Origin of the sequence: Oscillibacter sp. 1-3, assembly GCF_000403435.2 — a bacterium.
Lineage (GTDB): Bacteria > Bacillota > Clostridia > Oscillospirales > Oscillospiraceae > Oscillibacter.
On record NZ_KE159703.1, the window covers coordinates 766,875 to 779,872 of the forward strand.

Sequence of the window (12,998 nt, forward strand, 5' to 3'; positions counted from 1 at the left end):
GTGATATTCAATGTTAGATTGGATTTTTGAAGGCGCAGCAAATTGGGTGGCCAGCATCATGACCCAGATCATGGACGCCATCTCCGGCCTTTTCCTGGAGGCGCTGGGCACAGATATGACGGCGATGGAGGAGTATTTCCCCTTTGCCGTCAGCGCCTACACAGTGGTCCAGTACATGGCTTGGGCACTGCTGTTCCTGGTCGTGGCTTGGCAGTTGTTCCGGGCTTTTGGCGGGCCGCTCACCGAGGCGGAGAATCCCCTGCATCTTCTGGCCCGGGGCGGGATCTTCGCCATCCTGATCACTTACGCCAAGCCCATTTTCAGCCTGCTGCTGAATATTGCCCGCGCACCCTACACTGCTCTGATGGATACGTCCATGGCACCGAGCAATTTTACGTTTGCCGGTATCCAGCAGGTACTGAGCAATGGACTGACCACCATCGTATCGGTAGCCACCGTTGTGGGCCTTATTCTGCTGATTATCCTGATGATCGCCCTGGCCTGGAACTACTTCAAGCTCCTGCTGGAAACGGTGGAGCGGTATGTGCTGGTGGGCGTCCTCTGCTATACATCGCCGCTGGCCTACGCTATGGGCGCGTCCAAGGCGACCTCGCGGGTCTTCCAGTCCTGGTGCCGGATGGTGGGCTCCCAGTTGTTGCTACTGGTTCTTAACGTCTGGTTCCTGCGGGCCTTCGACTCCTCCGTGGGTCAGTTTATCGCCAACGGCGGTGCGCTGACCAGTGGGCAGGGCAGTATCTTCCTTTGGCTGTTCTGTGCGCTGGCGCTGCTGAAGATTGCCCAAAAATGTGACAGCTACCTGGCCGCACTGGGCCTTTCCGTTGCACAGACCGGCAGCAGCATGGGCATTGAGATGATGATGGCAGCCCGGGTCCTCACCGGTTTTTCCAAGGGCGGCGGGAGTGCGGCGTCCATGTTCGGCGGTGCGGGGAAAACCGGCGCCGCTGCGGGCGGCGCTGCCAGCACAGCGGCAGGCGGCGCAACAGGCGGCATCCTCTCAGGATTTGCCAGCCGGTATAAGCCCAACAGCTTTGTCCGTGACGCAGTGGTTGATGGAGGCTCCCGCATGGGAACAGGCGGCAGCGTGGGCTTTGTGGGCCGCGCCTTTGGCGGTATGGCCGCACGCAATGGCGCGACCCTCACCGCAGAGTCTGTATCCTCAGTGGCCAGCCGCCCACCCAAGGTCTCCGGTACCATCGCCGGCGACATCGCGGATCGCAGCCTGCCCAACTATATGCCGCAGATGGCCAGCGGGGCGGCAGGCAATATGAAGTATACCGATACGCAGATCACCGGCGGCCATATCAGCACCAAGGCTGTGGGGCCGGACGGGAAACAGGCCAATGTGGAGCTGTTCAGTGCCGCTCAGTATGATAGGCCGGACAGCCCGCATAAGCAGATCCAGGCTGCGGACGGGAGCCAGTGGTATCAAGTGGCTTCCGGCGAGGGACGGGACGCATTTTACGCCGCCCCCAACTTCACCGGCGACTCCTCCGAAGCGCCCCAGGTATCTGAAGCATTCCCCAGCGCCCCCCAGGATACGGTACTGCGCATGGTGGACGAAGGCACCATGGAAGCCAGCTACCCAGACGGCAGCAATGCCTTGTGGTACAGCAGCGCCTTCTATCAGGAGCCGGATGCGCCCCATGAGGTTATCCAAGGTTCCGACGGCCTGAGCTGGTACGCCATGACGCCCCATGCTGCACCGCCACAGTTTGACTCTGGTACTGGTCCCGCACCGCAATTTGATGCCGGAGCGGGTGCTGCGCCTCAGCCTGGCGTTGGGCCGGGTGCAGCGTCCTCGCTTGACGGCGGGGAAGGTGTGCCGCCCCCGTCTGGTGCCGGGGTGAACACTTCTGCTCCGCTTGGCGTTAGAGCAGCCCCAGTACCGCAGCCTGAAGCAGGCGGCGGTGCTGGCACATTGGGACACGCTCCATCCGGCACAGGCACTTACGGATTCTCTGCGGATGTGCCGGCTGGTCCCGGCAGTGCTGCCGCATATAACCAAGCGCTCTTTGGGCAGTTTATGCCCGGCTTTACCCAGGAGGTCACAACCGTGGACAGTTCCCGCACCTGTGACGGTGTGCTGGAGGTGCGCCACGCGGATGGGTCTGGGACCGCGTTCTATGACCGCACCAGATACCAGCCGCCCAGGGGCGACTACCATGTCTATGAGGACAGCGGCGGCGGGCAGTGGTATGCGATCCCTGGCGTTGCGTCTGTGGAGCGCAAACCCGTCTATCAGGACGGCAAGCCTGTCTATGACGGAGATATTCTGCGGACTGTCAATGTGGAGTCCGTACGCTACGCTTCCACGCCCACACAGTTTGCGCCTACCCCCAAGCGGCGGCCGGTCAGCGACCATAAACCGCCAAAACGCAAAACCTGACCGATGGCCCGCACAATCTGACCGGTGTGCGGGCCGTCCCATATTCCATAGGAGGTGGTTCCATGTCTGATGAACAGCAGCGCTTTGGCGATGGCCAGGACGATTATCTGAAAGGCGCACAGAAGGCGGCGGAGGCCGCCAAAAAAGCGGGTGCGGCCTCGGCAAAATCCGCAGGATCCGCTGCCGCCGGGGAGGCGACCGCCAATGCCGCTGCTGCGGTAACCAAAGCAGGAGTCACAGGCGGGAAGGCAGCCGCCGAGATTGCGGCGGGTACAGCCGCAGGCGGTCCCTGGGGTGCAATTTTGTCGGCGGCCTGGTCCTTGCGGCACACCTTGTTTAAGGTGCTGATCTTTATCTGTCTGTTCCTGCTCTTTATCATTGTGGGCATCGTATCGCTGCCCTCCATAGTTGTCAACAATCTCTTTCACACTGACCCCTCTACCGTTGACATCAATGCCCCCACAAGTATAACTGCCAGTTTTGACGATGTATCCGGCGTGGTTTCCGACTGCATTCAGAACGGCTATGATATGGCTCTGGCACAAGTGGAACAGATCATCGCCCAGGGTGGGTACGACCGTGAGCTGTCCATGGAGGCGCTGATCAACAACGGGCTGATCTCTGCCGACTACGATACCTGCTATACCCTGGCGGCCTACTCAGCCTCCATGCAGCAACGCGGTACCACCAAGGCGGACATGAAGGCCAAGCTGGATGCTGTTGCCGGGCAAATGTTCGCAGTTACCTATGAAGTGAAAGAAACCACAAAAACGGTGGTGCCGGAAGTCCAAGAAGGTGAGGAACTGGGAGCACCCGAGACGGTTACGGTCCAGTATGTGGTCTGCACCATCCACCCATTTGACCAATCTGTGATCTTGACCGCGTTTGGCATCGACACCTCCGCCCAGTATGACCAGTTCAATCTGACATACGGCGAGGCCATCACCAACATGTCCAACGCCTTGAAGATGACCATGTACGGGTCCCTGACCAGCGGCACAGTGCCGCCGATCACCGATGCTGAGCTGAATGCCTACCTGAACAGTCTCACATGCAGCGGCACCCGGAAGGAATTGATGCGGGCGGCCCTGTCCCTGGTGGGCCGTGTCCCGTATTTCTGGGGCGGCAAGAGCGCACCAGGCTGGAACGAGGCGTGGAACACGCCCCGGCTGGTGACCTCAGCGGGTTCCAGCAGCACCGGCACCATACGGCCCTACGGGCTTGACTGCTCCGGATTCACGGACTGGGTCTATAAAACGGCTCTGGGCATCAGCCTGCTAGATGGCTCCTGGAGCCAGTGGGATACTACCTACGCCATTACCGAAGCGGAACTGCTGCCCGGCGACATTGGCTTTATGGCAGCGCCGGGAACAGTGCCGGTCAATCATGTATTGCTCTACGCTGGCCGCAGCGCCGATGGCAAGCAGATGTGGGTCCACTGCTCCAGCAGTGCGGGCGGTGTGGCGCTCAACTCGCCGACCTATGTGACCCAGTTCCGCCGCAGGAAGGATATCGACCTGGAGGCAGACTTCACGCCTGCTCCCATAGAACAAGGAGTCAACGATGGCTGACGACAGAGAATACAGCAATATCTACACGATACCGCCCAACTACACTGACTCCGGCAAGCTGATGGGCGGGATGCTGGAGACCCGCAACACGGTAGAGGCCAGCATCCTGCTGGCCTTGGTGGGATACCCGGAGCTGATGTGGCTCCACCTGCCAGTGACGGCCAAGGTGGTGGTCATGACCATAACCCTGCTGCCGCTGGGCGTCTTTGCCCTGATGGGCCTGGGCGGCGACTCGCTGCTCCAGTACGTCTCCCACATGGTCATGTTTCTGGTGCGCCGGCGGCAGCTTCACTATAGGAGGATTGGATACCACTATGACACGAACACGCACAAAGGCAGCCCCCCGAAAAAGAGGACGGGCAAGCCCCCCGCCAAAAGAAAAGCTGGAGTTCGTTCAGGACTTCATTCCGATCAAAGAGCTCAAAAACGGCATCGTCGAAACCACTGATGGCCGGTTTATCAAGATCCTGGAGATTGAGCCCATCAACTTCCTGCTCCGTTCCGACGAGGAGCAGTGGGGGATCATCTCCACCTTCGCCAGCTGGCTGAAAATATCCCCCATGCGACTGCAATTCAAATCCGTGACCCGGAAGGCGGACTCCGACCAGTATGTAGCAGGCCTCCAGGCGGATCTGGAACAGGAAACGGTGGAGGCCTGCCGCCGCCTGGGAGAAGGCACCATCCAGTTCATCCGGGAAGAGGGCAGCCGCGAGGCGCTGTCCCGCCGGTTCTTTCTGATCTTCCAGTACGAGGCCCCCAACGGGCGGCGGCAGATGGATCCCGACTATGGCGAGATTTATTCCGCCCTCCAGGTGGTGACCCAGAACGCCCGTACCTATTTTGCCCAGTGTGGCAACAGCATCGTGCAACCCAAGGACGAAGACGCGTTCACAGCTGAGGTGCTGTATATGTACTTCAACCGCCGCTCCTGTGTGGATGACCCGTTCCAAAATCGGCTTAACCGGGTGGTGGTGGACGCCATGGCCGCCAGGAAGCGTGTGGTGGGTATCGATCCCGTCCCCCATATCCGGGCCTCCAATTTCATTGCACCACGGGGCCTTGACCTGACCCATCCCGGCTACCTGGTCATGGACGGCATCTACTATACCTACCTGTATGTTCGGAAGAACGGGTTCCCTCAGACAGTCCGAGGCGGTTGGATGTCGGCTTTGATCAACGCCGGTGAGGGTGTGGATGTGGACCTGCACCTGCGCCGGGAGATTCGGGGCAAGACCATTGACCGGGTTGCCCAGCGTATCCGGCTCAACCGCACCAAACTGCGGGAATTACAGGATACCTCTACCGATTACGAGGAGCTGGCGGGATCCATCCAAGCTGGCTACTACATCAAACAAGGTCTGTCCAGCCGGAACGAGGACCTGTTCTACATGTCAGTGTTCATCACCGTGTCCGCCGCCGGCTATGAGGAGCTGCAGTGGCGCAAGCAGCAGATGACCGACCTGATGAAGTCCATGGACATCCAAGTATCGGACTGTATGTTCCAGCAGGAAGCTGCTCTGCGCTCTACGATGCCGTTTCTCTACATAGATTCCAGCCTGGAGCGGAAATCCAAGCGCAATGTACTCACCAGCGGAGCGGCGTCCACCTATATGTTTACCAGCTTCGAGCTGTCCGACGACAACGGCATCCTGCTGGGCCTCAACCGGCACAACAACTCTCTGTGCATTGTTGACCCGTTTAATACAAAGGTCAACAAGAACGCCAACTTCACCATCTGCGGAACGTCAGGAGCAGGCAAAACCTATACCATGCAGGTTATGGCGCTTCGTATGAGGATGCGGGGCATCCAATGCTTTATCCTGGCGCCTTTGAAGGGGCACGAGTTCAAGCGGGCGTGCCATAAGGCAGGCGGTTCCTACATCAAGCTGGCACCTGGATCCACCGCCTGTATCAATGTCATGGAGATCCGCCCCACCATCACCCCAGAGATGGAGCTGATTGATGAACTGGACTACAGTGACATAGACTCCATGCTGGCCAGAAAGGTACAGCAGCTGATGATTTTCTTCTCTTTGCTGATTCCCGACATGAACAACGAGGAGGAGCAAATGCTGGACGAGGCGCTGATTAAGACCTATACCCAGTTTGGCATCACCCACGACAACACCTCGCTCTACACCGATGCCAGCCGGACAGTGATGAAACCCATGCCCATCCTGGGCGACCTCTATGAGAACTTGAAGGAAAATCCTCTTACCACCCGGCTGGCTACCATCGTCAGCCGGTTTGTCACTGGCAGCGCCCAGAGTTTCAACCGGCAGACCAACGTGGACCTGAGCAACAAGTACATTGTACTGGACATCTCAGAACTGAAGGGCAAGCTGCTCCCGGTAGGCATGATGATTGCGCTGGATTATGTTTGGGACCAGGTAAAGGCCGACCGTACCAAGCGAAAGATGGTGTTCATTGATGAGATTTGGAAGCTGATCGGCGGCGCTGCCAACAAGCAGGCGGCTGAGTTCTGCCTGGAGATTTTCAAAATCATCCGCGGATACGGCGGCGGAGCTCTGGCTGCTACTCAGGACCTGTCCGATTTTTTTGGCCTGGAGGACGGACGCTATGGACGGGCTATTCTCAACAACAGCAAGACCAAGATCATCCTCAACCTGGAACCAGACGAGGCTGAGTATGTCAAGGATGTCTTGAAGCTCACCCGCACAGAAATCCGCAGTATTACCCAGTTCGAGCGCGGCGAGGCGCTGATCTCCAGCAACAGCAATAAGGTACCGGTTATCATCAAGGCATCCAAGGAGGAACAGCAGATGATCACCACCGACCGGGCCGAACTGGAGGCCATGCTGACCGAAATGAAAGCAGTCGCGGACCTGGCCGAACGGAGCGGCATCCCGGCTGGCGAGGCGGACGAAGAAAACGCATAAGCTCCAAAAAACGTATTTACCCCAATTATACGCATGAAACGAGGTGAATCTATGCTATTGCAGGAAGAACAGTATATCATACACTGGCTGACTCAGTACGGGGCGCTTACCAAGACGCAGGTGGTCCGACTGCTGAAGGATAAGCCGCCGCAGACCGCTGAGAAGATTATCCGCGGCCTCAAGCGGGAAGTGATGCTCCATGACATTTCCGGCGGCTACTATCTGGGTGTTGACCCCATGTGCCAGCCGGAGCAGCGTATCATCCTGTCGGTGTGGGTGCTGCTGCAGTTTATCGACCATGTGGAGCCTATGGCCCACTATCCAGCCACTTATCCCTCCCAGATTTTCTTCCTCAAGGAGAATATGGGCTATGAGATCGTGGTGCTCTACGATGGGGAGCAGCACCTGGCCCGGCTGCTCCAGCCCCAGGAGGACCTGCGCTATATCTTTGTCCTGCCCAGAATCTCTATGGCCCAGGAACTGGTGCTGCCGAATGTCCCCTGCCTGTTCGCCACAGTGGACTACAACGGCCAGGAGGTCCCCACCGTCAAATTTTACACAGAGGAAGGAGGCGCACAGAATGGCTCAGACTGATTTTGGCCGCGTTCTGTCAAAAACGGAAGTGCAGTTCAAACGGGCCTCTGACGCTTTGACACAGACAAGACTCTTTTCGGAGCAGAGCAACCTGAACGCCGCCTATGAGGCGGCGTTTCGTTTTGAAGCGATCCTGGAGCAGGCCGTTCTGCTGGCGCGGGCGCTCCCCGCCTATACGGGACGGCCCAAGGCGCAGGAAGCGGTGGATGCTTTGATGGAACAGGCCATCCCCATTGAAATGGGCTACACCGAATTGGGCTGGTTTTGCCTGCGGATCCCAGCGCTTCTCCCCAAGAAGGGGAGTGGTTCCCCGGTCTATATCCAGCAGGCCCTCTATCCGGCTATGAACCGGTTCTTCAAAGGCAAGGTGCCCGCCAGCTATTCTGACTGTGTGCTGATCTACCGCCATGTCTATGACAGCGCCCGGCCAGAGCGGGCTTGGCGTGACCACGACAACATTGAACAGAACATGGTGACGGATATCATCACACTCTATCTGCTGCCCGATGACGCGCCTGCGCAGTGCGCCCACTTCTATTGCAGTGCCGCTGGCTCAGCGGACAGCACGGAGGTTTATGTTGTCCCCAGAGAACAATTTCCCACTTGGATCTATGCCGCATTTCACGACAGGCTGAAGGAGGTAACGCTCTATGAAAACCGGGCGTAATGGAGGAAAAAAGATAAGTATGAAAGGCCGGAATTTGCCGCCGTCCAATCACTTACAGTTCAAGCACCGGAAAATCCCTGAAAAACCAAGGGGCCGGCGGCGTGACGAGGGGCCGGATTGCGGCAAAGAGAGGAGGAGAGATGCCGCAAAGTTGAGTGAGATGGAGGCACAGGAATGATTACACTCCGCCCGGGCAGTCATGCGTATCGCCTCCTGCTTCTGTTATCTGCTGCTGGTGAATTTCCAACACGCTCTATGCGGCTTTTGGGAAGTGTTCGCTCTTTGGAGGCTCTGGTATACCGGCTGGAGCATACCCAGCAATTCCGAAATGAGTCTGGGGCGGACCTGGGCAGCTGTAAGATGCTGTCCGTCAGCGGTAAACGGGACAGGCGTACCATTCGTTTCCACAAAACCGCGCTCCCACTCCTGAACACACTCCATCCGGCGGCACTGGAACAGTATCTGGCCTTATCCGGCGGACACCGCTTTTCCAGCAGTACTGGACATGTGCAGCGAAATCATCGGGTCGCCGAGACGTTGGCAATGTGTATGGGGGCTGGGATCGAGTTCCGGCCCTATGCCCTGCCAGTCCTGCAAAAGCAGCGCATCGCCCAAGTCGTCCCCCCCGCTCCTGCACTTTACATCGCCAAATCACTCAAGCATCTGGACAGCACAGAGATGAATAAGACCATCTTTACCCGGCTGACGGGGGCCCTGTTTGCTCATGAGACCTGCTGGGCTGTCTACAACACCCGCAGCGCCGTCATGAAATGGAGCGGCATGGGTGAGTTCAAGACCGCGCAGCACCTTGCGGAGCTGGCTCGGATGAATGCCGGCATACCCCAGGCAGACCATGCGCTGCTCTTGGGTGAGTGCATAGACATTGCGCTGCGCACGATGGAGGAGTCGGATAAGAGCCGCCGTATGGAGCTTCGCTTTGACCGTATCTACCCCCACATTCATTTCATTCCGCTGAACTGGCAGGGCATCCGGCTGCTGAGGATCCTGACACTCCCAGACTGGAACGAACAGTTGCTCTCAGCGGTATTTCCTTCAGAATGGCGTGCCGCCAGTCCTGGCATCATAGAACACGACGCCCAGCGGGATGGGATATTCATCCTTTCCCACCTGGATGGGGATCTGGCACGGCTCCTGCGGCTGCGGCAGGCTTTGGAGCACAGCGAAACGCCCTGTGAGGTACTGTGTTTTCCCTGGCAGACGGTATTTGTCCGAGATTATCTGGGTGGCCGTGCAGGTCTGCGCGAAGTGACGATGGACGCATTGGAGGATGCCCTGGGTCTGACTGACCCAGAGGACAGTGATCCACACAAGGAGGTGCCGCCTTGAACAATAATCGTACCCGCACCATTGGTATCATCATCGCTGTCATACTGGGTTTGGCCGCGCTGCTCTATTTGGGCGGACTGGTGTGCCAGATGCTCACTGAGTATCAGGTTTGGCTGGCTAAAGGAGGTATGCAGGGGCAGGCCCAGATTGGAGACATCCGGTTTGGGCCGCTTTCCTGCTGGCGTCGGGCTCTTACCATATCCGGACTGAAGTACACGGGGCTGGTAGCCCTCATAGGCGGCAGCGTTTATGTTTTGGTCCGGCTCTATGACCGGTTTGGAAGCCGCGATTTTGATGACCGCAACTTTGCCCGCAGCCAGCGCGGAACTTACGGCACCGCCGGCTGGATGGGCGAGACGGAACTGCGCGCAGTTCTGGAAGTGGCCAGCCCGCAAAAGGCCCGGGGAATCATACTGGGACAGAGCGACCGTGGCAGTGTGATTTGTCTGCCTGAGGATACCAGGCTCAATAAGCACATCGCAGTATTCGGCGCCAGCGGCACCATGAAGTCCAGAGGCGTAATACGACCGGCGCTGTTCCAGAGTATCCGGCGCGGGGAGTCGGTAGTGGTCACAGATCCAAAGTCGGAAATTTACTCCGACACAGTGGAGTTGTTCCGAAAACACGGCTATACCGTCCGGGTCTACAACCTGCTCCAGCCCGAACTGAGCGACTCCTGGAACTGTATGTTCGACCTGGGTGGCGATACTCTGATGGCCCAGGTACTGACAGATGTCATTATCGCCAACACAAAAGGGGACGGCAAGGGGGACCATTTCTGGGACAACGGCGAGGCCAACCTGCTGAAAAGTTTGATCCTCTATGTGGATCTGGACTCCACACGTCGCCCAGAGGAACGCAACCTGCCCGCCGTCTACCAAATGCTCACTCAGAACACAGAAAAGCAACTCACTGCACTCTTCGACCGGCTGCCTCTGGACCATCCGGCCCGGGCGCCATACAGTCTGTTCAGCCAGGCCAGCGATACGGTGCGGGCCGGTGTGGTTCTGGGCCTTGGCACCCGGCTGCAGGTACTCCAAAGCGAGGCTGTCCGAAGCATCACCCGCCAGTCCGGCATCGACCTCGCTCTCCCTGGGCAGACCAAATGCGCATATTACATCATTTTGGACGACCAGAACTCCTCATTGGAATTTCTGTCGTCCCTTTTCTTCGCGTTCCTGTTCATCAAGCTGGTCCGCTACGCCGACAGCACACCGGAGCAGCGGTGCCCGGTACCAGTGAATATCGTCTTGGACGAGATGAACAACATCGGCGTTATCCCGGACTTCTCCCGGCGTCTGAGTACTATCCGCTCCAGAGCCCTCCAAGTTTTGATGTGCTGCCAAAACCTGCCCCAGATCCAGAACCGCTACCCCAACAACCTCTGGGCAGAGCTGGTGGGCAATGCGGACACGCAGCTGATGCTGGGCTGCACAGATGATGTGACAGCGGAGTATTTCAGTGCCCGGAGCGGCGATATGACGGTGGAGGTCAACTCCACCATGACGACCCGGCAGAGCATCGCCATTGCCCAAGTCATCCCCCAGTACCGTTATACGCAGGGGCTTGGCCGCCGCAGGCTGCTTACGCCCGACGAGGTGCTGCGGCTGCCCAATGATCAACTGCTGATCATCATCCGTGGCCAGAAAATCCTGCGGGCGAGGAAGTTTGACTACACTGGCCACCCCTATGCCAAAGAGTGTGTCAAAACCAGTATACGAGACTATCCACTACTCCAACGCACCTCCGCTGTGGACCCAAAGCCTGCCCCTGAAGTGCCGGAGGCTATACCTGCCCCAGCTCCAGAAGAACATGCACCGCCTGCGGAACCGGCGTCCGCCCCTGCGGCGGTGCCGGCAGAAACACCCAAGCGTGCCAGGCGGAGGCCGACCCTCTACGAGAGTGCGAAGCCGCCGTCTGATTTTTAGGCAACCACGTATTATTTTTATCAACTACAAGGAGGAAACAAATCATGGCACGTACGAAAAAGGAATTGGAAGATCAGGATCCTCTGCTCGGCAATGAGACTGTGGATCAGACCGCTGGCGCCGACGGTACCGGCCTGACACCGGGCGGTGAGCCTGGCGCTCCGACCCCGTCCGACCTGGAGCTGGCGGAGGGCGCACCGCTGGACCCCAACGCTCCCCAGACTGAGATGAATCAGGAGCCGGGAGGCGGACAGCCGCCCCAGACTGACCTGGAACCCGGCGCAGAACCGCCTGGCCTGGGCGAGCCGCCCGCTGTTCCCCATACTGGCTTGGAACCTGCCGGAGATGGGACGTTGGAGCCCGGCGGAGCCCCGGAATTTCCCCAGACTGACCTGGAATTATTGGAAGGCGCTGAAGGCCGGGCGGACGAAAAGGCCGGTTCCCAGACTGGCTCTGAAGTGCCAGATGATGAGGCTGCGGGCGAGTCTGGACCTGCCGCCTCCCAGACTGACTCCGGGCAGCCCAAAAGCCGGCTCAGAATGCCTGGCCGGCGCGGCCAGCGCGTGGTTTCCATTGACGCTGAGCGCACGGTTGAGACGGATACGGACAAGCTGCGCAGCGACCTGCTGGACCTGGTGGAGTCCCTGAAGGGCAAGAAGATCCTGACCGGCACCATCCAGGGCGTGGAGCGGCTGGCGGACAACCCGGAGATGTCTTACGCCGTCACCTACCACGGCGACTACAAGGTCATTATCCCGGTACTGGAGGCGGTGGAGGAACCGGAGGACTACCGTGGGCAGCCCAAGGGCGATGTCCTGCACTACCTGCTTAACAAACGGCTGGGCGCCGAGGTGGACTACATCATCAAGGGCATCGACCAGGAGAGCGGCATCGTGGCGGCCAGTCGTCTGGAGGCCATGGCCATGAAACGGAAGGAGTATTACTTCCGCACCGACCGGGACGGCAACTATCAGATTTATGCGGGCATCTGCGCCGAGGCCCGGGTGGTCTCTGTAATCCGGGCGGGTATCTTCGTGGACCTGTTCGGCGCGGAGTGCTACATCCCCCTGCGGGAACTGTCCTACCAGCGGTGGGTGGACGCCACCGCCCACTACCAGTCTGGACAGCGCGTGCTGGTAAGGGTGCTGGAGGTAGACCGGTCCGACCGCAGCAGACTCCGGGTGTCTGCATCTGTCAAGCAGGCAGGTGAGAACCCCTATGAGAAAGCGCTGAAGAAGTATGCGGTGGGCAGCCTGTATGTGGGTACAGTCAGTATGGTGGATACTACCGGAGTATTTGTCTCCCTGGACGGCGGCATCGACTGCCTGTGTACCTATCCCAAGCGGGGCCGGCCGCCCTGCGGCTGCCGTGTCTCAGTGCGCATCCTGGGCATCAATTACGAGAGCAACCGTATCTGGGGCGTCATCACCCATATGTCCACCGTGCGCTGAATGTCAGAAGGTCCTGATTTCAATCTTTCAGCTTGGACTCATGTACGGTGCAGCAGCATGGAAAGTCAACCCAGACCACATGCTTCTGAAAATGTATTGCTATTGTGCGGACATAGTGGTATAATATGAGGGA

The 12,998-nt window shown here is 58.7% G+C and carries 9 protein-coding genes; all 9 read left to right on the forward strand.

All coding sequences use genetic code 11. The features are described from left to right. Positions 1–10: 10 nt before the first annotated feature. The 9 genes from C816_RS21550 (at position 11) to C816_RS03785 (ending at position 12,865) form a co-directional block, all read left to right on the forward strand. Positions 11–2,407, forward strand: coding sequence for a hypothetical protein (locus C816_RS21550; RefSeq protein ID WP_016321083.1), 2,397 nt, complete (start codon positions 11–13; stop codon positions 2,405–2,407). A 62-nt stretch (positions 2,408–2,469) separates the two neighbouring features. After that, the gene (locus C816_RS03750) at positions 2,470–3,978 is read left to right on the forward strand and encodes a C40 family peptidase (RefSeq protein WP_016321084.1); all 1,509 of its coding nucleotides are present in this window, start codon (positions 2,470–2,472) and stop codon (positions 3,976–3,978) included. Positions 3,979–4,292: 314 nt separating this feature from the next. Beyond that, on the forward strand, positions 4,293–6,878 hold the full coding sequence (locus C816_RS03755) for a VirB4 family type IV secretion system protein (protein WP_016321085.1): 2,586 nt from the start codon (positions 4,293–4,295) through the stop codon (positions 6,876–6,878). 51 nt (positions 6,879–6,929) lie between these two features. Continuing rightward, positions 6,930–7,472: a DUF5697 family protein gene (locus C816_RS03760; protein ID WP_016321086.1), complete on the forward strand. Its 543-nt coding sequence runs from the start codon at positions 6,930–6,932 to the stop codon at positions 7,470–7,472. Continuing rightward, the gene (locus C816_RS03765) at positions 7,459–8,139 is read left to right on the forward strand and encodes a DUF6100 family protein (protein WP_016321087.1); all 681 of its coding nucleotides are present in this window, start codon (positions 7,459–7,461) and stop codon (positions 8,137–8,139) included. Before C816_RS03760 ends, C816_RS03765 begins: the two co-directional genes overlap by 14 nt. Next, a complete protein-coding gene (locus tag C816_RS03770; protein ID WP_016321088.1) occupies positions 8,123–8,317 on the forward strand; it encodes a hypothetical protein in 195 nt (64 codons plus the stop codon). The genes C816_RS03765 and C816_RS03770 overlap by 17 nt, the downstream gene beginning before the upstream one ends. A 77-nt stretch (positions 8,318–8,394) precedes the next feature. Continuing rightward, positions 8,395–9,486: a hypothetical protein gene (locus C816_RS03775; protein ID WP_242832105.1), complete on the forward strand. Its 1,092-nt coding sequence runs from the start codon at positions 8,395–8,397 to the stop codon at positions 9,484–9,486. Beyond that, on the forward strand, positions 9,483–11,414 hold the full coding sequence (locus tag C816_RS03780; RefSeq protein ID WP_016321090.1) for a VirD4-like conjugal transfer protein, CD1115 family: 1,932 nt from the start codon (positions 9,483–9,485) through the stop codon (positions 11,412–11,414). Before C816_RS03775 ends, C816_RS03780 begins: the two co-directional genes overlap by 4 nt. Positions 11,415–11,458: 44 nt before the next feature. Continuing rightward, positions 11,459–12,865, forward strand: a complete 1,407-nt coding sequence (locus C816_RS03785; protein ID WP_016321091.1) for a S1 RNA-binding domain-containing protein — start codon at positions 11,459–11,461, stop codon at positions 12,863–12,865. Positions 12,866–12,998 lie beyond the last annotated feature (133 nt).

Excerpts from the sequence above, each read along its gene's own strand:
- C816_RS21550 (WP_016321083.1), top strand. The coding sequence starts at position 11 with ATGTTAGATTGGATTTTTGAAGGCGCAGCAAATTGGGTGGCCAGCATC.
- C816_RS03750 (WP_016321084.1), top strand. The coding sequence starts at position 2,470 with ATGTCTGATGAACAGCAGCGCTTTGGCGATGGCCAGGACGATTATCTG.
- C816_RS03755 (WP_016321085.1), top strand. The coding sequence starts at position 4,293 with ATGACACGAACACGCACAAAGGCAGCCCCCCGAAAAAGAGGACGGGCA.
- C816_RS03760 (WP_016321086.1), top strand. The coding sequence starts at position 6,930 with ATGCTATTGCAGGAAGAACAGTATATCATACACTGGCTGACTCAGTAC.
- C816_RS03765 (WP_016321087.1), top strand. The coding sequence starts at position 7,459 with ATGGCTCAGACTGATTTTGGCCGCGTTCTGTCAAAAACGGAAGTGCAG.
- C816_RS03770 (WP_016321088.1), top strand. The coding sequence starts at position 8,123 with ATGAAAACCGGGCGTAATGGAGGAAAAAAGATAAGTATGAAAGGCCGG.
- C816_RS03775 (WP_242832105.1), top strand. The coding sequence starts at position 8,395 with ATGCGGCTTTTGGGAAGTGTTCGCTCTTTGGAGGCTCTGGTATACCGG.
- C816_RS03785 (WP_016321091.1), top strand. The coding sequence starts at position 11,459 with ATGGCACGTACGAAAAAGGAATTGGAAGATCAGGATCCTCTGCTCGGC.